The organism is Holdemania massiliensis AP2 (assembly GCF_000327285.1).
Lineage (GTDB): Bacteria > Bacillota_I > Bacilli_A > Erysipelotrichales > Erysipelotrichaceae > Holdemania > Holdemania massiliensis.
In genome coordinates, this window is sequence record NZ_HE998569.1 from 91278 (window position 1) to 113177 (window position 21900).

Sequence of the window (21900 nt, forward strand, 5' to 3'; positions counted from 1 at the left end):
TTATATGGGTGTAGAAAGAGATGAGGATCAAGTAGTAAGATCCCGTGGTCTCAAAAGGAGGTTCTCATGAAGAAGGTACTTCTCGAATATTAAGCCGTTCCCTTCTTTGTTACCAGAACAAGGAGAGGGAACTGAATCTCAAATTGCAAAAACAAAGAATTAAAAATAGAAAGTGAGTCTGGAGAGGACAGACCAATGGACAAGAAAAAATAGATTTTCATAACTTGAATTTCAAAAGAAGGTGATAAGCTAGATTTTGAAGATCACAGGAATGAAAAAAATCAGTTTCTAAAAGAAATAACAGATTCAGAAAATGAAGTTAGAATTTCACTTTAAGTTATGTCCGCTGTCCAAGGAAAAGCTTAGAGAAATTAGAAACGAAAAGTTAAATGATGAGAGAGAATGGCGATCTGAAGCTGTTCTCTTTTTTCGTTGATGAAGTTGATGAATTTGCTTTGGATTCCGGAAGTTCCGGTCTATAATGAAGGAAAAAGGGAGGGATTAGTTATGTTTGATATTCTTATCCGCGGCGGATTGATCGTCGATGGAACAGGGAAGCCAGGCAGAATTGGTGATGTAGGGATAGTTGGAGATCGGATCTGTGCGATCGGAGATCTGAGCCAGGAGTCCGCAAAGCAGGAAATTCTGGCAGAAGGCAAAGTGATCACACCGGGTTTTATTGATCCGCATTCTCATTCTGATTTATCTGTTTTATTTCAGCCGTCGATGACGAATTATCTGATGCAAGGCGTGACGACCGTGGTGGGAGGCAACTGCGGACATTCGTATGGTCCGGTGGGGGATGAGCTGTACCGCAGCGCGATTATTGATCCCAAGGTGGCTTTTCAGGCAGAACCTTCCTATTTTACAATGACAGCGCTGCTTTTGCCGAAAGAAAAAGCGGTGAAGGCCTTAAAAGAACAATATGGCATTGATATGGACTGGCATTCATTCAAGGAATATCTGGACAAATGTGATGAGCAGCCGCTGGATGGCAACATCGCTTCTTTAGCGGGTTACAGTGCGATCCGCGGAACAGTTATGGGTATGGACTGCTGCCGAGAGGCCACGGAAGAAGAAATCGTAAAAATGGAAGAATTAACTCGTCAATGTTTGGAAGACGGAGCTTTCGGTTTATCAACCGGAACGGATCCGCAATATGTCCCAGGACCGTTTGCGACATTTGATGAAACGGTCAGAATGCTGAAAATAGTCAAGGAATATGACGGGATATTTGCTTCGCACACCCGCAACACTGACAGTGAGGGCAAACCTGACCGCATGGGCGGTTATGAGGATATGCTGAAACAGGCCATGGCTGCCGGCGTGCGCGCCAATGTTTCGCATGTGCATACGCTGGGCATGGGTGTTGATGAAAAGACAAATGCAGAAGCGGCGCGGAAAACACTGGCTTATTTTGAAGAGATGGAAAAGCAGGGCTGTGATCTCAGCTATGATGTGATTCCTTCCCCTTACAGCATGGATATGACTGTACCCTATTTTGCGACATTTCTGCGACCGTTTGTCTTAATGAGCGGCAGCCGTCAGCATCTGGCAGAAAATTTCAAAGTTCCGGATTTCCGCAAAATGATCCACACCGTCGTGGAAGCCGGTCATTATCCATTTTTGGATCATCGGAATCTGATGAGCAGTATATATCCGATCCTGACGATTTCTCGGCATGAAAACGCTGCGCACATCGGAAAGAATCTCTATGCTTATGCCGAAGAACGAAAGCAGAATCCGCTGGATCTGGTGATGGATTTGTTTGCGGAAGACTGCGATATGGGGGCTGAAATGGCGATGCCGGGAGCTGTCGAATCCAATGATATCCTGTGCATGCACCGTCTTGCGATGCCTTGCTCAGATGGCTTTACCGGAGATAAAACCATGAACTTTGGATTAAATGAAGATATTCAGATGACCCCGAATCCGATGAATTTCAGCTTTATCATCCGTTATTTGACGCGTTATCAGAAGCAGCTGCCGCTGGAAGAATTGATACGCAGAATCACGCAGAAACCAGCCGAACGTTTTGGTATTGAAAAACGGGGAGTGCTTGAAACCGGCGCTTATGCAGATATTGTGATTCTGGATCGGGAACAGCTGCACAGCTATGATCGGGATGCAGATGTCTTTCAATATCCGGAAGGCATTGATTATGTTCTGGTCAACGGCGTTGTGACGATTGATCATAAGCACCATACGCAGACGGCGGCTGGACGGATGTTAAGGAAGAACCGACAATAAAAGGCAGCCTGCTTCGCTGCCCTCGATACTTTAATTCTACGGGAAAAAATTTTAAGAAAAACCAGACTAATCGTTTATGATATATAAAGAAAGCGAAGAGGATCAAGCAGAAAGATCCGCTCGATCTCACAGGAGATTCTCATGAAAAAGGTGCTGCTCGAATTTTAAGCCGTTTCCTTCTTCGTTCTCAGAGTAGGGAAAGGAAATTAAAAAGAAAACACTTGAATTGAATCATAAATAGAAAGTGAGTCTAAAGAGGGCATACCAATGGACAAGGATAATTAAGACCAGAAGTTTATGCACGTTGCAGAAGATCATAAAAATGATTTTGAGAATAGAGAGAATTATCAAATATGTTAAAACGGATACTTTGGATACTATGTCTAATTTTATTAACAGGATGTGAAAAGCCTGCTGAAATACAACCCTCTATTTCAGCTGAACCTAGGATTACTCCTATGCCTTCAATTACTGATAAAACTCCATATGCTTTCCCAAAGGGGAATATCATTTTTAAAGACTTAATTCCCAATAATGTTGTGGCGCTTACTTTGCAACAAAGTGATATTGGATCTCATGTCTTTGTGACCCTTAATAAGCAAGCCGCAAAGCAATTTATAGAGTTAATTCAAAATCATAAAATGAGTACGGATTATGAAATTGTTCATGGTGCCGGAGGCTATAATACTATTATGATGATTACTAATGACGAAAATGAACAATACTTTTATAAAGAAGTTACGAGTGATTGTACGATTGAAATGAAAGTAAACGGTGATTCTATTTTATATGGTTATCTTCCAAGTCAAGACCCAATTATAGGATCCGCTATGCATCAGTATTTTGACGGAGTATTAGTTATATTTAAGAATAACAGTGGTGTTTTTAGCCTAGTGCCGCTACTTATTGAGAATGAAAATTATACAATAACAGGAGAATATTATGATGGGTGGATACCATCCTATAATTCTATAAAGGATTATGACTTTATTTCAGAGGGTTTTACTGCCTATGAGAACGGCCGAGCAATAGAGCGTTTTCCAAATGAAGTAGGCGAACATTATATTATCCTCGAAAATGAAATTGGGAAATATCAGCTGAAATATTTTGTACAATAAATTTATTGATTGTAATCAAAACAGGATACTCAAAAGCGAGTATTCTGTTTGTTTAAAGATTATATAAATAAGATTTTCTTTGCCCTCAATACTTTAATTATACAAGAAAAATTTAAAAAAACAGACTGTTTTCTAATTCATAATCGTTTATGATATAGATAAAGAAAGAGATGAGGATCAAGCAGAAAGATCCGATCGATCTCACAGGAGGTTCTCATGAAAAAGGTGCTGCTCGAATTTTAAGTCGTTTCCTTCTTCGTTACCAGAACGGGGAGAGGAAACTGAAAAGAAAATACTTAAATTGAATCATGAATAGAAAGTGAGTCTGGAGAGGGCATACCAATGGACAAGGATAATTAAGATCAGAAGTACATGCACGTTACAGAAGGTTATAAAAATGATTTTGAAATTAGAGAGCGGGGTAAATATGAAGAAAATTTTATTAATGTTTTTACTATTCTCCGTTTCTATTACCAATGTAGGTGCTAATTCTGTCAATGCAAGTTTGTGGAAGAATAATGAGGAATTTTCAGAAGAAAGCCTAGACTTATTAGCCTACGAGACAGGCGTTGATTCGCCTTATAAAGGACAATCTTTAACATATATTGTTGATAAAAATAACAATATTGTCAGAATGGAAATACCGGACGGAGATTCTTTGACAGCTGAACCAAGATCGGTTTCGACAATTGCAGTATTTTTGGGAGGAGCCATAGTTGGATATTTAACAAGTACTGTTATAGATGGGATAGTGATTGCGGTAACAGGAGAATCAGGGGCATTCTGGGTTGCGCAAGCGATCGAAAATGTTTTAAATAAGCCTTATACCGGTTCAACTACAATTACATGTGACTATTATCCTCCATATTCTCAGGAATATTACTTTTGTATCTACCGATGAAAGTAAATAAGAAAATATTCATTTATGGCTTCATTGTCGGAGTAATCATTTATTTAATCCTTACCGGAGCCGGTTTTCATTTCTGAATGAATAGAAAGTGAGTCTGGAGAGGACATACCAATGGACAAGGATGAGGAAGGGCGAAGCGAATAAATCAGGTCTTTGGTTTTATTACTATATCAAAAAGAGAAGAAGCGAGGCTTCCAATTCAGGCTTAGCTTGAATTGATAACGCTGCATTCTCAGCCAATGAAATAAATAGAGAAGACGAAGCAGGTCCATCAGGGCACTTCGTCTTTTATTTCAGATTTTCAAATTATTTTAAACATCGCCGCAGGTTTTATAGAAACAGAGGATGAATTTTATGAGAAAAACAATAGTTATGGCCGCGGTTTGCCTGTTTTTAATCAGCTGCACCGCGGTAAAGAGATCCAGCTTAGGCGCTGAGATCAGCCGTTCGCCGCAGATGCAGACGATTACTGAGGATGAACTGGAAAGTTTGATGGACACCGATGAGAACTATTTTATTCTGTACTGCGGTGCTAAAGACATCACCTGTCAGGCGATTATTCAGGATACGCAAACGCTGAAACTTCATCAAGCCAGCGCTTACTATTTTCTGGACACAGAGGCGCTGATGAACGCGTCGGCAAAACAGGAACAGGCCGCATTGGACTTTATTGCGTTGATGGAACGGTATTCCATTACGAAATTTCCATCGGTTCACTATAAACAGGGAGCGAAAATCATCAAGACGCATAGAATCGAAGATCGGTACAGTTCAAAGGTGTTAACTGAAGCGGAAGAACAGGCGCAGATCAGCGGATTCAGGCTTTGGATGAACAGCGTGGAATAACGCTTTGTGATATGAGTTATAGAAAATAGATGTTTTCTCAGCTAATTCAGACTTCTCAATAAGCTGGAAAACCAGCGCTACTGGGTTTTTGCCGAAAGGATCAGTTTATATATTGGCCATTGTCCAATGCCGCCCATCTTTACAAAAGCATGATCAAGGGTTGTAGAAACAAGCAACGATTTTTAACAGCGACGCTCTGAATTTGACTTTTATAAAGCAGAGCTTTAGAATGAAAATGAATTCACCTTAGGCGGGGAAAGGTAGTCAGTAATTTTACTTATCAAAACATAACATGGACGCGTCTTGATTAAATAGCATAAGCAGTTTGACATAGACCAAAAGGAGAATATTAATGATTCGACAATTAAGCGGTTTTCTTATAAAGCCGCAATTATATGCTTCTAGCACTGGAGAGTTCTGGAACGACGAACATATATCCAAAGGGATGCTGGCGGCACATCTCAATCCGCAGGAGGATGCGGCAACTCGAAAGCATGAATTTCTTGACCGGTCGGTTCAATGGATTTCTAAAATTGCGCCGCCAGCCCAATATAAGTCCTTACTGGATCTGGGCTGCGGTCCCGGCCTTTATGCACAGCGGTTTCACAAGGCTGGATATCGCGTCGCAGGCGTGGATTTTTCCAGCCGTTCAATCGCCTATGCAAAAGAACAAGCGATACAGCAAAACAGTCCTATTGAGTACCATTATCAGAATTATCTGACAATAGATTACAAAAATCAATTTGATGTCGTCACGTTGATCTACTGCGATTATGCCGTGTTGCCGAAAGCGGACAGGCTTCTTTTATTAAATAAGATATATAAGGCGTTAAGACAAAACGGAAAGTTTATTGTTGATGTTTTTACGCCAAAAATGAGAAAAAAAGAAAGCCGTACTTGGCAATGCCACGAGGAAGGCGGTTTTTGGTGTGAAAAGCCGCATATTTGTCTGGAGGCTGTATACCAGTATGATGATGAGGATGCCACAGAGCTGCGCCAATGTGTTGTTGTGACCGACGAATCAATAAAGTGCTACAATATATGGGATCATTTCTTCACCAAAGAAAAGTTGTTATCGGAAATTCAAACCGTAGGCTTCAGCAGTTTTGAATTCTATGGTGACGTTGCGGGAAAGCCATTATCGGACAATGACGAAACGATTTGCGGTGTTTTTACAAAGTAGGCATACCTATGCATTATTGGTATATGCCGCACTAGGCTATCTGGCTGTTTTCACCTCTCACGGCTTGACTTCAAAAAGGCGCTTCTATCAGGAAATTTAATGATCTAAAGTTTTATTGCAGGCTCTTTTCGATCCGGGTATGAAACTCATCATTCGCTTTTCGAGAGTTGATTTGAGGGGAATTTGTTGTGGGGCTTGTCGGCAAGCTGGACAAGGGCTTGCCGATTTTACTTTTCTGCCGTCCAACTTTACAAGCATACGTTGCAAAGCGTAGCGTTTTTTTAGGGCATATGGGCAAATCTTGATTTCATACGGGTTAGCGGAGCGCCCCGCAAAAACGTCCGTAGACGGTTAAGCGGTTTTATTACTTTCAATCAATAAAAAATGAAAACGCAGATCGGAAGCCGACAAAGCTGTTGGATCTGCGCTTTTTAGACTCTGTTCCTTCAATTTGAAGTCAGGAAAGAGCGTTATTGATCCTCATCGGGATCGGGAAGCAGGGTTTTTAGTTCTTTTAACGGCCGGTGAGGCTCCAAATTTCTTTGTTCCTGCAGGCGATGTTGATGACGCAGCTGATTGACCTGTGCTTCCAGTTCACGGGAACTGAGCCGCATTGCGCCCTGCCCCAGAATGATCAGCTGTTCCATGCCGTCGGACGTCGCGACGGTCACTTCAAATTGATCGGCAAGCTTATGCGTTGCTTTTTCGATATAGGAATCCGCGGTCTGAGACGTTTTCGTATAGACAACATAAAGATTATGCAGCTTTTGAATGGAGCCGGGATTGTCTTTAACCTGATAGGCATCAAAGACGATGATCAGGATTCCCGTTCGAGTTCCCTGGAAGCTGGAAAGCCGCTGGATCAGCTGTTCACGGGCTGCCGAAAGATCTGCCTCAGCCAGGGGAATGAGTTCACTCCAGGAATGAATCATGTTGTAGCCGTCCACTAACAAACATTTTGTCTTGGGCTGCTGCTGCAGAATTTCAACATGCTCCGGCATTTCCTTGCGCCGGACTGGTGAGTGAACGGCAGCTTTTTCTTTCGGCTTGTGCGTTCGCTCCATGACCCGTTTCAGTTCGGCGTCATCAACCGTATAACGGTTATGATGATAACCGGAATCGCTGCTGAGAGGGGTCTTCGGATGCCACTGGGCTTCCAGATGCATGTGTTCGCTGACTTCATCATACCGGACAAGGAAGCCGGCGCCGTGGCTGCAGAAAATCGAATCGGCAGGAAAATCCAGATCGCCGTCGCAGTCATAACCGATGGCTTCGATTACAGCCTCCTGATCAGCGCAGGGCTGATAACCATCAAAGGTACAGGTTAAGCGGCCTAAGCCATGGGTGTAAGCGGTCAGTTCCGCCTGGTAATTGCGCATTTTGGCTACTGGAGCCGTTCCTTCAAGAATTACGGTTTCTTCCCGCGTTTGTGCGATGGACGATTGGGCCTGCATTCTTTCCAAATCAAACATTGCCCGGCTAAGCTGACCCGAAGGCAGTTCCATCCGAAATTGATAGATGGGCTCCAGCAGCTGACAGGAAACGGAGCGCAGTCCCTGACGCAGAGCACGCAGGGTTGCCTGGCGGAAATCGCCGCCTTCAGTATGCTTGATATGAGCTTTGCCGGCGATCAAGGTGATTTTGATATCGGTGATCGGCGATCCGGTTAAAACCCCCGGCACTTCCATTTCATCCAGACAGTTGAGTACCATTTTCTGCCATGGCAGAGCTAAGAAGTCAACCGGGCAATCCGAAGTAATCTGAATCCCGGAGCCGGGCGGCAGCGGTTCTAACAACAGATGAACTTCCGCATAATGGCGCAGCGGTTCATAATGACCAACGCCTTCCACCGGCTCCAGAATCGTTTCTTTATAGTTGATCTTGCCTTCATCCAGCTCTACATCCAGATGGAAGCGATCACTGATCAGCTGTTTTAGAATTTCAATCTGGACATTGCCCATCATCTGAATGTGAATTTCCTGAGTTGGGGCATGAAACTGCAGGTGCAGCTGGGGATCCTCTTCCTCCAGCTGTTTCAGCTGGCGGTACAGGGCAAAGGGATCGCAGCCCTGCGGCGGAATCAGACTGTAGCTCAGACAGGCCGAAAGAATCGGGGAACGGGCGGGCTGCTCAAAACCCAGGCCATCATGAATTCCCAGCTTCATCGGGCCTTTCAGACAACAGACATGACCGGCTGACACTTCATTGACCATGGTGAACTGTTCACCTGAATACAGCCGCAGCTGATCGACCTTTTCCCCATTGTCCAGCACCTGCTTGGCTTTGAGGGTCCCGCCGGTGATTTTGACTTGGGTTAACCGCGTACCCTGACGGTCACGGGACACTTTAAAGACACGGGCTCCAAAGGCTTCGGGATAAATTTTTTCCTGTGTGTAGGCATCGAGTCCGTCCAGCAAGGCTTCAACCCCCTCGCCTTTAAGCGCGGAACCAAAATAACAGGGAAACAGGGATCGGTCGGCCACGGCGCTCTGGATCTGTTTGACGGATAACGTTCCGTTTTCCAGGTAGCTTTCCAGCAGATCATCCCGCTGCATCGCGATGTTTTCCATCTGTTCTTCCACATGCGTAAAATCCAAGATCCGCGGATCCAACTGTTTCTGCAGTGCCGTTATGAACGCCGCGGCATCCGTATAGGCGATATCCATCTTGTTGACAAACACAAACGCTGGAACATGATAGGTTTCCAACAGCTTCCAGATCGTGTGCGTGTGCGCCTGAACGCCGTCCATGCCGCTGATCAGAACGACCGCGTAATCGAGCACCTGCAGCGTGCGTTCCATTTCGGCACTGAAGTCAATATGGCCGGGAGTATCGAGGAGTGTGAATTCGGTCTCTTTCCAGGGGAAACGGGCTTGCTTTAAAAAGATGGTAATCCCCCGGCTGCGTTCCTGCCGGTCATAATCCAGAACGGTATCCTGATGATCCACGCGGCCGCGCTTACGAATTTGATGGGATAGATAAAGAAGACTTTCCGACAGAGTGGTCTTGCCGGCGTCGACGTGCGCCAGGGCGCCAAGAATAATCGATTTCATAAGAAAATTGTATTTCACTTTCAGGGATTGTTCAAGTCTTTTACAGTCAGCAAGGAAAACTGTGTCCATCGTGATGATGGATTTTGAATAAACATCGCAGATCAAGGGCGGCAGTATTTTATTGACAGTTTTGGTTTGCTCGGGATTAAGCCGGGTGCTTGGGTATGAGAAAAAGTTGACAAATTAAGCGTTAAAGTCTTTACAGCACTTAGAAGCGAGGTGTATGATAAATGTGCATAGAATAAAAACTTCAGGGGTCGAGTGAAATTCTCTACTGGCGGTATACTCCGCGAACCTTCGGGCCGAACCGGTGCAATTCCGGTAGCAACAGTTAAAGTCTGGATAAAGAAGCACATTTTTTGTTTTATCCTTATTGAAAGCAAAAAAACGTACCTGAATGATATTTTAGGCACGTTTTTCTTTGTTGACAGGAGGGATAACATGAGTACAAAGAAAATGACGACCGTGGGGGTACTTTGCGCGATGGCGCTGGCGCTCAATCTGGTCATCCGGTTTCCGATGATTCCGACCGTTTCCTTTTTAAATTACGATCCGAAGGATGTTGTAATCGTGATCGGCGGTCTGATGTATGGACCGATGACATCGCTGATCATGAGCGCAGTCTGTTCCGGGCTGGAGATCTTCTATCGCGGCGGCACGCCGCTGGACGTGGTAATGAACATGATTTCAACATGCGCGTTCGCCTGCACAGCGGCTTGGATCTACAAGCATAACCGGACGAAAAACGGCGCGGTATTCGGACTGGCTGCCGGTGTGATCGCTTCAACGGCCAGTATGCTTTTGTGGAATTATATCATCACCCCAATTTATTTTCAGATTCCCCGCGAAACGGTCGCGATGATGCTGCTGCCGGGATATCTGCCGTTCAATTTGCTGAAAAGCAGTTTAAACGCTGGCTTGGTCTTATTTCTATATAAGCCGGTTGCGACGATTCTGCGCCGCTCCAGTCTGGCTGAGAAAAAAGTGTATGAGGAAAAACGCAGCCGGGGCATGGTGTTGTTGGGATTTTTCATCGCTTTGACCGCAATCTGCGTGACATTGGCCCTGCAGGGATGGATTTAAGGAGGCAAGGTCTATGGAAAAATAAAGCATGGTCCTTGAAGAAATAAACGGATTTTGTGGGCAAAGTTGAATCAACGGAAAATTATAGCGCGGCCTAACTGCATGGACAACCAGCCGTACGCTATGTCAGCTGTCTGTTCTATAACGAAAAGATATTTTTCAAAACGGATAAGAATTTTCGCAAGACCCGGCAGCTGCTCCGCAATCCGCATATAGCCGTATGTACGTGCAATAGAAGGCAAAGCGGAAAACAGAGGATTCATGATCAATGTCCGGGACGGATGTTTCAACCTATGTATAAGCAAACTTTGCGGCAGAGTTACCCTGCGTATTTGCATGAGGAAAATGAGATTCTGAGTGCGGGCACGCCGGAATTCGTACAGATCTGGGATGAGGATGAACAGTGACGGGCATTTCAGATTTCCTCACCCATTCGATGATTTATCAGCTCTATGATCAACGTTAAAGGAGAGAAAAAAATGGAATTGAAAGAAGCAAAACAGCGGTTTTTTAATCAGCTAGGGCAGTGGAAAATTATGGCCTTGGGCAGCAGCGTTAACGATTATGTTATGGTCCGCAATGTCAGCTGTCTGTTCTATAACGAGAAGATTTATTTTAAGACCGACAAAAACTTCCGCAAGACACAGCAGTTGTTTCAAAATCCGCGGGTTGCGCTGTGCTGCGGCGGGGTTCAGGTGGAGGGGATTGCTCTCAACAAAGGCCTGGTGATTGACGAGCCGGGGCGAACGTTTGAAACGCTGTATAAGCAGTACCTGTGGGGCAGCTACAACGCGTATTCGCATGAAGAAGATGAGATTTTGATCGAGGTTACGCCGAAGTTTGTAGAGATCTGGGATACCGATGAAGATAACTACGCGTTTCAGATTTTTATTGATTTTGATCAGAAAACAGCTGAAGTTGTCAGCTATGATAAAAAGTAACTTGAATCATTTAGACTTTCAATAAAGCAAAAGGCAAAACGAAAGCGGAAGCAGCTGGAACTCAGCGGTACTTCCGTTTTTTTGTTTGACTGTTCAGATCGTCAGCCTGCGCCACGGCTCCTAAGCAGCATGGATAGGGAAATGACGATGAAAATCAAGGGGCGCTGGATCGTTGAATTGAATAAGGCAAAATCGTAACGTACTTATTTAAAAAAGAAGGCAAGGCTTTTCAAGCGTTTGACAAGGAGGAATCATTCCTCCCTTACTTTGCTTTAGATCGCTTGTCAGCAAGTACCTTTTGGGAGGTTATGTACTTTGATTTGTTTAACCTGTTTTTGCGGCTTCCTTCAACAGCCTTTGATGAAAGAGCATGATATGAATCCGCTGCCGATTGTGGCGGTTCGGCTTAATTCAGCAGAGGCATCATTATCTTATATCAAGGCTGCTCTAGCAGTGTTGTGTGATCAAAAGACTTATCTTTAAAACCGGCCGCATTGAAAAACCCGGAATTGCCCGGGTTTACGTTTCATCGGTAAGTTCATTTCATAAGCAACGATCCAGAATGGCCAGCACTTCTTCAATCTTGGCTTCCGCCTGTTCCGGCTGTTCCTGCATCGCTTCTTTGACGCAGCCGTGAATGTGGGCGCTTAGGATCTCCTGATTGACCTTGGCTAAAATGGCCGAAGCAGCCTGAATCTGGTTGGAAATGTCGATGCAGTAACGGTCGTCTTCAACCATTCGGATCACGCCGTCAATCTGACCCCGGGCTGTTTTTAACAGCTGCAGGGTGCGTGCAGCATCAGCTTTCATCTACGCAACGGAAACGACTTCGTAGCCGGCATCCGTGACCGCTTGAATCAATGCGCTGTCTTCGACAGGCTGACTGCAGGAAACGACGGCTTTCTTTTCTTCCAAAGTTACTTCCGCATTGTCGACGCCGGCCACCGCTTTCAGTGCGGCTTCGACGCGGGCCTTGCAATGAGCGCAGGCCATTCCGTTGATCATCATTGTTTTTGTCATGTTCTTTTCTCCTTTTGTTATGGTTTCAATTTTTTTGACGGCTGCCTGTTTGACCGGCGCCGGTGTTGCTGCATCTTGTTCAGTCGGCCGCGGACTGGAGAACAATTTCAGCCGCAAGGCATTGGAAACGACGCTGACGGAGCTTAAGCTCATCGCCGCCGCGCCAAACATCGGATTCAGCTTCCAGCCTAACATCGGAATGAAGACGCCGGCGGCCAGCGGTATGCCGATGCTGTTGTAGATCAAAGCCCAGAACAGATTCTGCTTGATATTGCGCAGAACCGCTTTGGATAATTTGATCGCCGTGACTGCATCCCACAGATCGCTTTTCATCAAGACGATATCCGCGGATTCAATCGCGACGTCAGTACCCGCGCCGATCGCAATTCCGACATCGGCCTGTGCCAGTGCCGGAGCATCGTTGATGCCGTCGCCGATCATCGCAACCTTGCGGCCCTCGGCCTGAACCTGACTGACGACCTGCTGCTTATCGGAAGGCAGGACTTCAGCGATCACCTTGTCAATTCCAGCCTGTTGGGCAATCGCCTGAGCGACCTGCGGATTATCGCCGGTTAACAACACGACGTCGATCCCCATGCGTTTCAGTTCCGCTACGGCTGCCCGACTGGTTGGTTTGATGGTATCCGCAACCGCGATCATGCCTAGAATTGCACCGTTTTGGACAATGAACAACGGCGTTCGGCCCTGACTGGCGGCTTGGTGATGCAGTTCTTCGATCTGCGCATCGGCCAGCCCCATCGCTTGCATCATTTTAAGATTGCCGGCAGCGGCAGGCTGATTGTCGATCGTTGCAGAAACGCCCTGCCCAGCAATGTTTTCAAACTGTTCGATTGGTTTGGCAGAGGCATTTTGCTGCTTCGCATAGCGAACGATGGCTTCCGCCAGCGGATGCTCAGAAACAATTTCCAGGGACAGCGCAGTGTTCAGTAAGGCACTCTCGCTTTCACCTAAGACGACGACCTCGACAACTTCCGGCTTGCCGGTCGTGACCGTACCGGTTTTGTCCAGGATCACGGTCTGAAGGGAATGGGCGGTTTCCAGTGCTTCGCCGGATTTGATCAGAATTCCGTTCTCTGCCCCTTTGCCCGTTCCCACCATAATCGCCGTCGGCGTGGCTAAGCCCAAAGCACAAGGACAAGAAATCACCAGCACAGCGATCCCGATTGAAACCGCAAAGCTGATTGATTCTCCCAATGCCAGCCAGATCACAGCGGCCGCGATGGCAATCGTGATGACGACCGGTACGAAGACGCCGCTGACCTTATCCGCCAGCTTGGCAATCGGTGCTTTGGAAGAGGACGCTTCTTCGACTAAACGAATGATCTGCGACAAGGTCGTATCTTCCCCGACTAATGTGGCTTCCATCTCCACGACACCGCTTTTATTGACGGTGGCGCCGATGATTTTTTCGCCGATCGTGCGCTCCACCGGAATGCTTTCACCGGTGATCGCCGATTCATCAAAAGCGGCGCTGCCCTGTACGATAACACCGTCGACCGGCACGCTTTGACCTGGTTTAACACGGATATGGTCCCCTGGCCGAACCTCTTCTACCGGAATTTCCGTGAAGTCTTCACCGCGGCGAACCCAGGCGGTCTTCGGCGCTAAATCGATCAGCTTGGCAATCGCTTCTGAAGTCTTGCCTTTAGAGCGTGTTTCCAGATATTTGCCCAATGTGATCAAAGTCAGAATCATCGCGGACGTTTCAAAGTACATATCCATCGCCCAGCTGTGAACTTTGGTCATATCCATTGTCCCCAGACCCATGCCGATTTCATACAGAGCAATGATGCCGTAGATGATCGCTGCGGCGGAGCCAATGGCGATCAGCGAATCCATGTTCGGCGAACGCCGCCATAAATTTTTAAAACCATGGGTAAAATAATGCCCGTTCACGATCACGATCGGCAAGCATAACAAGAACTGCGTCAGCGCAAAGTTCATCGTATTCGCATGGCCGAGGAAGAAGGACGGCAGCGGCCATCCCATCATGTGACCCATCGACAGGTAAAACAGGGGAAGCATAAAGACAACCGAGATGATCAGATGGTTCTTCATCGTTTTCATCTGTTTTTCCATCGGATTCTCTGCTGCCGCCGCTTTAACGGGAGCTGTCGGAGCGCCATGTTCTTCCGCGTGATATCCCGCCTGTTCCACAGTCTGCATAATCGTTTCACTGCTGAGCTGATTTTCATCAAAGCTGACGGTCATCTTATTGGCTAATAAATTAACATCGCATTGTTCTAACCCATCCAGCTTGCGTACACTGCGCTCAATAGCGGCGCTGCAGGCAGAACAGCTCATCCCTGTCACATCGTAGGTTTTTTTCATTCCATCACCTCTCATACCCCACCCCTAGGGGGTGTGCAGCTTTAGAATATCGCACATCGCTTTTTCTGTCAATGATGATGCCTTCTCTTTTTTTGGCGCTTTTCCATAAAGCTCTTTATTAGGATGAAACGAAACGGATAATTCATTCAGTCGTTTTATAAAAGTAAATCAGCATTGTTGCTTAATGTTTGCGATAGTGAAGCAATAGCGCTTCCTGCGGTTTGCGCGGGCGGGGTTCAGGGTGTTCTGCCGGATAACCCAGAGCGATGGCGGAGACCAGCTGCAGTTCTGGATAGCCGATCAATTCTGTAATTTCCTTCTCTGTATATTCGGTATCCCGAATCCATAATGAACCCAAACCGAGGTCAACCGCGGCTAATCCGATATGTTCAATCGCTGCGCCGATGGATAACAAATCACCAGTTGTCCACAGTTCATCCGCTTCTCTTAAGACTAGGATTAACACTGGGGCTGTTTTGATGATTTCGGCTGTGTATCGAGAGCTGTTGACATAGCCAGGCAGTTTCTCATCATGGGATTCAAATAATTGAAGCATGATGTCCGCAATCTGATCTTTGATTTCAGCTTTTAAAATCATGAACCGCCATGGCTGACGATTCTTGGCGGATGGACACAGCCTTGCGGCTTCAATTAACTTTTCCAGTTTTGCTTCTTCAATGGGTGTTGATTTAAATTTACGAATGCTTCTGCGCTGTCGGATCACTTCTTCTAATTCCATCACTGAACCCTCCTACTTATTTGTAAGCTTGATTTCATTGTAAGGGATTTGGCAGAGAAAAACATGAAATTCTTAGAATAAATCATGCTGATACTGAGGAAATTTAAAAAATTTTGCAATAATTTAAAAAACTTGCGGGGTTTTTTTCAATTTTGCGCAATATTAATAACAGAGGGACGATTCAGTCATTTCTGATTTTCGGCATTCTGCCTTCGATACCTCCTGGAATGAATCGTTCCTCTTCCGACTGCAATATAATCTCATAATTATTTAAAGAAATTGAATGTTCATTATCACATTTATGTTTCAGTTCCTGGATAAGAGATATAACGTTTATAGAATAGCTGTCATTGTATGAAATTAATTATTATAGCATAATATAACGAGAAAATTTGAAAATGAAAGATAAATCTAAATTTCACGGTTTACGGGTGCTTTTTAATCAAATCGTTCAAAATTTTCTTTGAAAATGACCAATATTATATCATGATTATGACTAGTAAAACCGAAAATGAATGATCAGCTGAAAATTCACTCTTTTTCAACGATTTTTGAAGAAATCATTCAAGAAAGCCAAGGAACAGATATTCAGAAATTCTGTCATTCAAAATCTTATACGAAAAGAAAACGCCGAGATTATTCCCGGCGTTTAACAATGTTCAGCTGGTACAGCTCAGGGTGCAGATACAGTTCATCGAAGTCAAAGATTTGTCCGCTTTTCATGTAAACGGTATTGGCAATTTTGATGATCGGCATTTTTGGATCACAGCGCAGGATTTCCGCAATGTATTCGGGGGGGAAGATCGCTGAGATATTCTGGTAATCGCAGTCGATGTCATAACCTTTTTTTTCAGCATAGTCATATTTTGAGGATTCCAGAATCTTGATCGACATATCCGGATGCAGATCGACAGCCATATAGGTGCGCTCAAACATAATCGGTACATCGTCCGCCATGCGCGTCCGTTCAATATAATATATGCGGTCTTCCGGCCGGATACCCAAAATCCGCGCTACGGTTTTCCCTGCCGTGGTGACAGAAAAGGTATTGACAATGGAACTTGGAATTCTGCCCATATCCCGCATATCATCGCTGAAGCTTTTGATCAGCGGAGTGCGCTGAATGACGTTGGGTTTAGCCACAAAGGAACCGCTGCCCTGGTTGCGGTAAATATAACCTTTGGCAGTCAGATTGCCCAAAGCCTGACGGACAGTAACGCGCGATACGTTGTATTCCTTGGATAACTCGGCTTCGGTGGGAAGCAGATCATCCGTAACATAAACGCCGCTGTTGATTTTATCAATTAAATCGTTCTCAATTTGTTTGTAACGGGGGATGCGTGTTTGTTTTTTTCCTGCCATGAATTTCACCTTCTGGATCAATCATAGCATATTTGTATTACTATATCAAGAAAGAAAGGGGTTTAATCTAATACAAATTCATAAAATATGCTTAATTTCTCCAAAAAATACAAAATTTGTATTGATAAATTAAAATAATGATAATACAATGATAACGGCAATAAACCGAAAGCGGTTTATGAGAAATAGGGAGGAAAAACTTATGTCTTTAATTCAGGCACTTCTGATAGGCATCTTTGCTTATCTCGGCCGAAACCAGGTACCGTGGCTGTTTGGCACGACTGGCGGATTCTACTGTGTTGGCAGACCTCTGGTGGCTGGCGCCATCGTCGGTTTGATTTTGGGGGATGTCACCACCGGCGTATTGTGCGGCGTAGCCGTTCAGGCAATGTATCTGGGTCAGATTGTTGCCGGCGGTGCGATGCCGTCGGATGTTAACTATGCGGCGTTCATCGGTATTCCGTTAGCGATGGTGGCCGGCGGCGGCGCGGAAGCGGCGATTGCCCTGGCGATCCCATTAGGCGCTTTGGGAACCGCAATGCATAACTTCACGATGACGGTCAACTCGTACTGGGTACACCAGGGTGACAAGTGTGCGGAACAGGGCAATGTTTCGGGTATTGCCCGCAACAACCTGTGCGGTACAATTCTGCATTTGGCTGAACGGGTTACGGTTGTCACCATTGCCTGCTACTTCGGCGCTCCGGCTGCGGAAGCGATCTTAAATGCTCTGCCGCCAATCGTTCTGCAATTCCTGCAGGTTGCCGGCAAGATGCTTCCAGCCTTGGGCTTCGCGCTGCTGCTGAAGCAGATCGTTGCCGAAAAGTGGATGATCGTTCTGTTCTTAATGGGCTGGATCATTACCCAGGCTACAGGCATGACCACAACGGCACTGACCATCATGGCTGTCGGCGTTGCGCTGCTGTTTGTTATGGCAAAATATAACGGAGCCGGCGCTGGCGCTTCCACAGATGAAGGAGGAGATTACGATGAGTAAGAAACTGGACCGCAAGGACGTTAAGAACGCCGCATGGACGTGGATGTTCTTCCACCACTGCGCGCAGAACTTTGAACGTATGCAGGGTTTAGCCTTCTGCCATACGATGTCGAAACCTTTGGAAAAATTATATGGGGATAATCCGGAAGAACTAAAAGCCGCATTGACTCGGCATATGCAATTCTTCAACACAGAACCGCAGTTAGGCAGCGTTATTCCAGGCATCACCATCGCCTTGGAAGAAGCCAGAGCCAATGGCGGAGAAGTCGATGCTGAACTGATCATGGGTACTAAAAATGCCTTGATGGGTCCGTTTGCCGGTATCGGCGACTCGATCTTAATGGGGACGTACAGCCCAATCCTGCTTTCCATCGCAATTGGTCTGTCAACCGGCGGTTCCCCAATCGGCGCGATCTTCTTTGTCATCGCTTGGCTGGGTACGGTCATTCCATTAAAATATTTCATGTTCATGAAGGGCTATGACTTAGGTATGGATGCCGTCAAGCTGTTAATGAATAAGGAAATCAAAGATAAGATTACGACCGCGCTGACGATGGTCGGTCTGATCGTTATCGGCGGCGTCGCTTCCACAACCGTTGCGGCTCCGATTAAATTTGTCTTCACCGCGGGCGAAATGACCGTTTCCATTCAGGAAATCCTGAACAAGATCATGCCGACACTGGTACCGATGCTGGTCACCGTGGGCTGCTGGCTGCTGGCTGACCGCAAAGGCTGGAACAGCAACAAGCTGATTCTGGGCATCCTGGGTCTGGCTGCCGTCATGGTTCTGTTAGGCATTATGTAATTGAAAACAGTCAGGCGTGAATACGCCTGTCTGTTTCATCAGAAAATGACGGTTCATTCTCTGATGAAACAGAAGTAAAATAAAAGCGATACGAAGAAATGGGAGGAAAAAACGCATGGCTTATAAGATTCTTTGGACGGATATGCACAGCAACATTCATCATAAACAGATGAACGAACTGCCGCAGTGGTTTGATCAGGTACAAAAGACAATGGATTTCTGGCCGATTGCCTATTATCCTTATACAATGCGCAGGGATGAAACAGGCTTGGGTGTGGAAGACCGGTATCCGCTGGATGTGATTGAAAAGGACTGGGAAATTCTGCGCGAATTTACCAATCAGGTCAATGCCGAAGGCTTCCCGATGTTTATGGGCTATGAATGGCAGGGGGCAGGTCAGGATGGCGATCACAATGTCTTCTTTAAGGACAATTTGCAGAGCATGGAATATCCGCTGCGCTATGCGGATTTAGTCAAAGCCTATGCCGGCAAAGACGTGATCGGCATTCCGCATCATCTGGCTTATCAGTTAGATAATCGCGGCAAGAACTGGGCAACGCATAATGAAAGCTTCTCGCCGTTTGTGGAAATTTATTCCTCCCATGGCAGCAGTGAAAATGACAACGGTCCAATTGAAATGACCCGGCATGTCCACATGGGGCCGCGGACGGGAGAAACCTGTGTTGAACGCGGCTGGGAAAAGGGATATAAATTCGGCGTTATCGCTTCCGGCGACAATCATTCCGCTCCGTGTGTCTACGGCTTCGGCTACATGGCCTGCTTAGCTGAAAACAACTCAAAGGAAGCGATTTGGGATGCGATGCAGAAACGTCATACCTATGGCGTATCCAAGGATAAAATTGAGATTCGGATGCAGGTCGACGGTAAGATGATGGGCGATGTCATCGAGTCGAATCAGGAAGCCAAGCTATCTCTGGATGTGATCGGCAGCGATGCGATTGACCGCATCGAAGTGATCGAAGACAATCAGGTCGTGGAAATGATTCCGCACACCTCGACCTGGGAACGCCTGCCGCTGGGCGATACAATCCGCTTTAAGTTCAAAGTGGAATTCGGCTGGGGTCCTGACCGCCGGATTTTCCCGGATATCGCTTCCCGTCAATGGCAGGGAGCGTTGGAAGTGCCGCAAGGCAAGCTGCTGAGCATTGAAAAGTGCTGGAGCAACTTTGGCCAGGATCTGCATGATGTGACGGACAACCGCTGCGAATTTGATTTAACGACCTACAAGACAACGGCGACCGGCAAGTGGATGGGTCCTTCGGCAGTCACGACGGAAGGCTTTATCTTTGAAGTCGAAACGCAAAAGGATGGGGTTGTAATCCTGACTGTCGACGGCGTGGAATATCCGTTAGCCGCGGCAGATCTGCTTAAGACTTCGCGGGTTGTCGAACTGGAAGAAGAAGCCCGTCAGTTGGTTAAAGACCGCTTCCAGTTCACAGACTATTATCGAACCGACCCATGGTGGCATAATGCGTATAAATTCAAAATTGGTCAGGCTGTGCCGGAGAGCGGCTACCATGTGCAGCTGGAAAGAACACTGGATTTGAGCGAGGTCCAGAATCTGCGCTTACGGATCTGGGAAAGAAACGGAGGATGCGCCTGGACAAGCCCGGTCTTTGTTGAAAAGAAGGGAGAATAGGCATGAATATTCTGTATATCCATACGCATGACAGCGGACGGATGTTAAGTCCTTATGGGGCTGCGGCGCCGACGGACAACTTACTGGCCTTTGCGAAGGAGGCGGCGGTGTTCACGCAGGCTTACTGTGCCGGACCGACCTGTTCGCCAAGCCGGGCAGCCTTGTTGACGGGCACCTATCCGCATCAGAACGGGATGCTGGGCCTGGCGCAGCGGGGCTTTGGATTAAATGATTACCAACGTCATCTGGCGCAGTTTCTGGGCCGGAACGGCTATCACACCGTCCTGTGCGGGATTCAGCATGAATCCGGCTGGTATCTGGATGGGGAGGCACCGGGGAAACTGGGCTATCATGAAGTGCTGACCGCGTCCGCGGATGCCTATAAAAAGGAAGAACTGCATCGGTGGGACGGGGAAAATGCGGATCGCGTATGCCAATGGCTGAAACAGGCCAATCCGGAGGAACCGTTCTTCCTAAGCTATGGCATGCACAGCACGCATCGGCCGTATCCGCTTGAGATTTGTGAGGCGGTGGATGAACGCTATGTGCGCCCGCCGTTTCCCATTGATGACAATGAGGAAACACGGCATGATCAGGCGCAGTTTCTGACTTCTGCCTATTACATGGATCAGAATTTCGGCAAGGTGATTGCCCAGTTAAAGGCAAGCGGCTTACTGGAAAAGACGATTGTGCTGTTTACGACGGATCATGGCGTCGCGCTGCCGTTTAATAAATGCAATTTGACGGATAGCGGCATCGGGGTTTCGCTGATCATGCGCGTCCCTCACGCTGTGGCGAATGGACAAGTGATCGACGCTCTGGTTTCGCACGTCGATGTGCTGCCGACCTTATGCGATCTGTTAAAGTTGGAAAAACCGGACTATCTGGAAGGCACCTCGTTTGCGAAAGTGTTTGATGATGTGAGTGCTGAGCCGATTTCTGAGATTTTTGCCGAAGTGAATTTTCACACCAGCTATGAGCCGATCCGCTGCGTGCGTACACGCCGGTATAAATACATTCGGTATTATGATGAAAGCTGGACAAAGCTGAATCTGTCGAACATGGATTCTTCCCTTTCCAAGGATTTCTATATGCGTCACGATTTAGCTCAGCAGCAGAAGCCGATGGAAGCCCTGTATGACTGTTACTATGATCCGGATGAACGTCAGAATCTGGTACAGGACTTGCGGTATCAGGAAATTCTGGAAGAAATGCGCAAAAAACTTCGGGAATTCCAGCTTCGGACGCACGATCCCATTTTGGATGGAGAACTGGAAATGAAGCCGACGTATAAGGTCAATAAAAAGGAATGCATTAATGCTTCAAGCAAAGAGCCGCAGGATTACGATCCACGCGGACGGTGGCAGTAAACGGACAGAAAAATCTTTAAATTGAAATCCATCTCTCTTAAGCACGCAGCGGTAAATCGCTGTTGGAAAAGGAGAGATTTTTTCAATGTAAAAAAATTTTTTTGAAAAGTGGTCAGATTAGAGCGGAAATATAATTGAAAAGTCATATTTAATCTGATTTAAAATCATTGAAAAGTCAGTTAATTAACTTTATAATAATCTTGAAAAGTCA

At 46.3% G+C, this 21900-nt stretch carries 16 protein-coding genes and 1 riboswitch; of the genes, 11 read left to right on the forward strand and 5 right to left on the reverse strand.

The genetic code is table 11. The features are described from left to right. Positions 1-507: 507 nt before the first annotated feature. The 5 genes from BN162_RS12835 (at position 508) to BN162_RS12855 (ending at position 6307) form a co-directional block, all read left to right on the forward strand. Positions 508-2250, forward strand: coding sequence for an N-acyl-D-amino-acid deacylase family protein (locus tag BN162_RS12835; protein WP_020225525.1), 1743 nt, complete (start codon positions 508-510; stop codon positions 2248-2250). A 353-nt stretch (positions 2251-2603) separates the two neighbouring features. Next, positions 2604-3368, forward strand: a complete 765-nt coding sequence (locus tag BN162_RS12840; protein ID WP_020225526.1) for a hypothetical protein — start codon at positions 2604-2606, stop codon at positions 3366-3368. A gap of 397 nt (positions 3369-3765) precedes the next feature. Then, positions 3766-4269, forward strand: coding sequence for a hypothetical protein (locus BN162_RS12845; protein ID WP_020225527.1), 504 nt, complete (start codon positions 3766-3768; stop codon positions 4267-4269). 363 nt (positions 4270-4632) lie between these two features. After that, positions 4633-5124 carry a hypothetical protein gene (locus tag BN162_RS12850; protein WP_147612195.1) on the forward strand — a complete coding sequence of 164 codons (492 nt, stop codon included), beginning with the start codon at positions 4633-4635 and terminating at the stop codon, positions 5122-5124. 352 nt (positions 5125-5476) lie between these two features. After that, positions 5477-6307, forward strand: coding sequence for a class I SAM-dependent methyltransferase (locus BN162_RS12855; protein WP_040452092.1), 831 nt, complete (start codon positions 5477-5479; stop codon positions 6305-6307). Positions 6308-6777: 470 nt separating this feature from the next. Here BN162_RS12855 and BN162_RS12860 read toward each other — a convergent pair whose 3' ends face one another. After that, positions 6778-9360: an NYN domain-containing protein gene (locus tag BN162_RS12860; protein ID WP_020225530.1), complete on the reverse strand. Its 2583-nt coding sequence runs from the start codon at positions 9358-9360 to the stop codon at positions 6778-6780. A 243-nt stretch (positions 9361-9603) separates the two neighbouring features. Beyond that, positions 9604-9716: riboswitch (FMN riboswitch) on the forward strand. An 85-nt stretch (positions 9717-9801) separates the two neighbouring features. On the opposite strand from BN162_RS12860, the gene BN162_RS12865 reads away from it, so the two are divergent. Next, on the forward strand, positions 9802-10443 hold the full coding sequence (locus BN162_RS12865) for an ECF transporter S component (RefSeq protein ID WP_020225531.1): 642 nt from the start codon (positions 9802-9804) through the stop codon (positions 10441-10443). 479 nt (positions 10444-10922) lie between these two features. After that, positions 10923-11384 (forward strand): pyridoxamine 5'-phosphate oxidase family protein, encoded by a 462-nt coding sequence (locus tag BN162_RS12875; RefSeq protein ID WP_020225534.1) that lies wholly within the window; start codon positions 10923-10925, stop codon positions 11382-11384. A gap of 543 nt (positions 11385-11927) precedes the next feature. Here the strand turns inward: BN162_RS12875 and BN162_RS12880 are convergent. The 4 genes from BN162_RS12880 to BN162_RS12895 form a co-directional block, all read right to left on the reverse strand. Continuing rightward, complete coding sequence (locus BN162_RS12880; RefSeq protein WP_020225536.1) at positions 11928-12194, reverse strand: metal-sensing transcriptional repressor; 267 nt, start codon at positions 12192-12194, stop codon at positions 11928-11930. Further along, the gene (locus BN162_RS12885; RefSeq protein ID WP_020225537.1) at positions 12195-14756 is read right to left on the reverse strand and encodes a heavy metal translocating P-type ATPase; all 2562 of its coding nucleotides are present in this window, start codon (positions 14754-14756) and stop codon (positions 12195-12197) included. 181 nt (positions 14757-14937) lie between these two features. Next, positions 14938-15495, reverse strand: coding sequence for a nitroreductase family protein (locus BN162_RS12890; RefSeq protein ID WP_020225538.1), 558 nt, complete (start codon positions 15493-15495; stop codon positions 14938-14940). A gap of 636 nt (positions 15496-16131) precedes the next feature. Beyond that, entirely contained in the window at positions 16132-16857 is a 726-nt protein-coding gene (locus tag BN162_RS12895) for a GntR family transcriptional regulator (protein WP_020225539.1), read from the reverse strand. A gap of 202 nt (positions 16858-17059) precedes the next feature. On the opposite strand from BN162_RS12895, the gene BN162_RS12900 reads away from it, so the two are divergent. The 4 genes from BN162_RS12900 to BN162_RS12915 all read left to right on the forward strand — a co-directional run bounded on the left by BN162_RS12900 (position 17060) and on the right by BN162_RS12915 (position 21689). Continuing rightward, positions 17060-17854, forward strand: a complete 795-nt coding sequence (locus BN162_RS12900) for a PTS mannose/fructose/sorbose/N-acetylgalactosamine transporter subunit IIC (RefSeq protein ID WP_020225540.1) — start codon at positions 17060-17062, stop codon at positions 17852-17854. Next, on the forward strand, positions 17847-18659 hold the full coding sequence (locus tag BN162_RS12905; protein ID WP_020225541.1) for a PTS system mannose/fructose/sorbose family transporter subunit IID: 813 nt from the start codon (positions 17847-17849) through the stop codon (positions 18657-18659). Before BN162_RS12900 ends, BN162_RS12905 begins: the two co-directional genes overlap by 8 nt. Before the next feature lie 115 nt (positions 18660-18774). Then, on the forward strand, positions 18775-20319 hold the full coding sequence (locus BN162_RS12910; protein WP_020225542.1) for a DUF3604 domain-containing protein: 1545 nt from the start codon (positions 18775-18777) through the stop codon (positions 20317-20319). Between the two features lie 2 nt (positions 20320-20321). Next, positions 20322-21689, forward strand: a complete 1368-nt coding sequence (locus BN162_RS12915) for a sulfatase family protein (RefSeq protein WP_020225543.1) — start codon at positions 20322-20324, stop codon at positions 21687-21689. Positions 21690-21900 lie beyond the last annotated feature (211 nt).

Bases quoted from the DNA above. Each gene is read 5' to 3' on its own strand.
- BN162_RS12850 (WP_147612195.1), top strand. From the start codon at position 4,633: ATGAGAAAAACAATAGTTATGGCCGCGGTTTGCCTGTTTTTAATCAGC.
- BN162_RS12845 (WP_020225527.1), top strand. From the start codon at position 3,766: ATGATTTTGAAATTAGAGAGCGGGGTAAATATGAAGAAAATTTTATTA.
- BN162_RS12915 (WP_020225543.1), top strand. From the start codon at position 20,322: ATGAATATTCTGTATATCCATACGCATGACAGCGGACGGATGTTAAGT.
- BN162_RS12880 (WP_020225536.1), bottom strand. From the start codon at position 12,194: ATGAAAGCTGATGCTGCACGCACCCTGCAGCTGTTAAAAACAGCCCGG.
- BN162_RS12860 (WP_020225530.1), bottom strand. From the start codon at position 9,360: ATGAAATCGATTATTCTTGGCGCCCTGGCGCACGTCGACGCCGGCAAG.
- BN162_RS12895 (WP_020225539.1), bottom strand. From the start codon at position 16,857: ATGGCAGGAAAAAAACAAACACGCATCCCCCGTTACAAACAAATTGAG.
- BN162_RS12910 (WP_020225542.1), top strand. From the start codon at position 18,775: ATGGCTTATAAGATTCTTTGGACGGATATGCACAGCAACATTCATCAT.
- BN162_RS12885 (WP_020225537.1), bottom strand. From the start codon at position 14,756: ATGAAAAAAACCTACGATGTGACAGGGATGAGCTGTTCTGCCTGCAGC.
- BN162_RS12835 (WP_020225525.1), top strand. From the start codon at position 508: ATGTTTGATATTCTTATCCGCGGCGGATTGATCGTCGATGGAACAGGG.
- BN162_RS12840 (WP_020225526.1), top strand. From the start codon at position 2,604: ATGTTAAAACGGATACTTTGGATACTATGTCTAATTTTATTAACAGGA.
- BN162_RS12865 (WP_020225531.1), top strand. From the start codon at position 9,802: ATGAGTACAAAGAAAATGACGACCGTGGGGGTACTTTGCGCGATGGCG.
- BN162_RS12900 (WP_020225540.1), top strand. From the start codon at position 17,060: ATGTCTTTAATTCAGGCACTTCTGATAGGCATCTTTGCTTATCTCGGC.
- BN162_RS12890 (WP_020225538.1), bottom strand. From the start codon at position 15,495: ATGGAATTAGAAGAAGTGATCCGACAGCGCAGAAGCATTCGTAAATTT.
- BN162_RS12855 (WP_040452092.1), top strand. From the start codon at position 5,477: ATGATTCGACAATTAAGCGGTTTTCTTATAAAGCCGCAATTATATGCT.
- BN162_RS12905 (WP_020225541.1), top strand. From the start codon at position 17,847: ATGAGTAAGAAACTGGACCGCAAGGACGTTAAGAACGCCGCATGGACG.
- BN162_RS12875 (WP_020225534.1), top strand. From the start codon at position 10,923: ATGGAATTGAAAGAAGCAAAACAGCGGTTTTTTAATCAGCTAGGGCAG.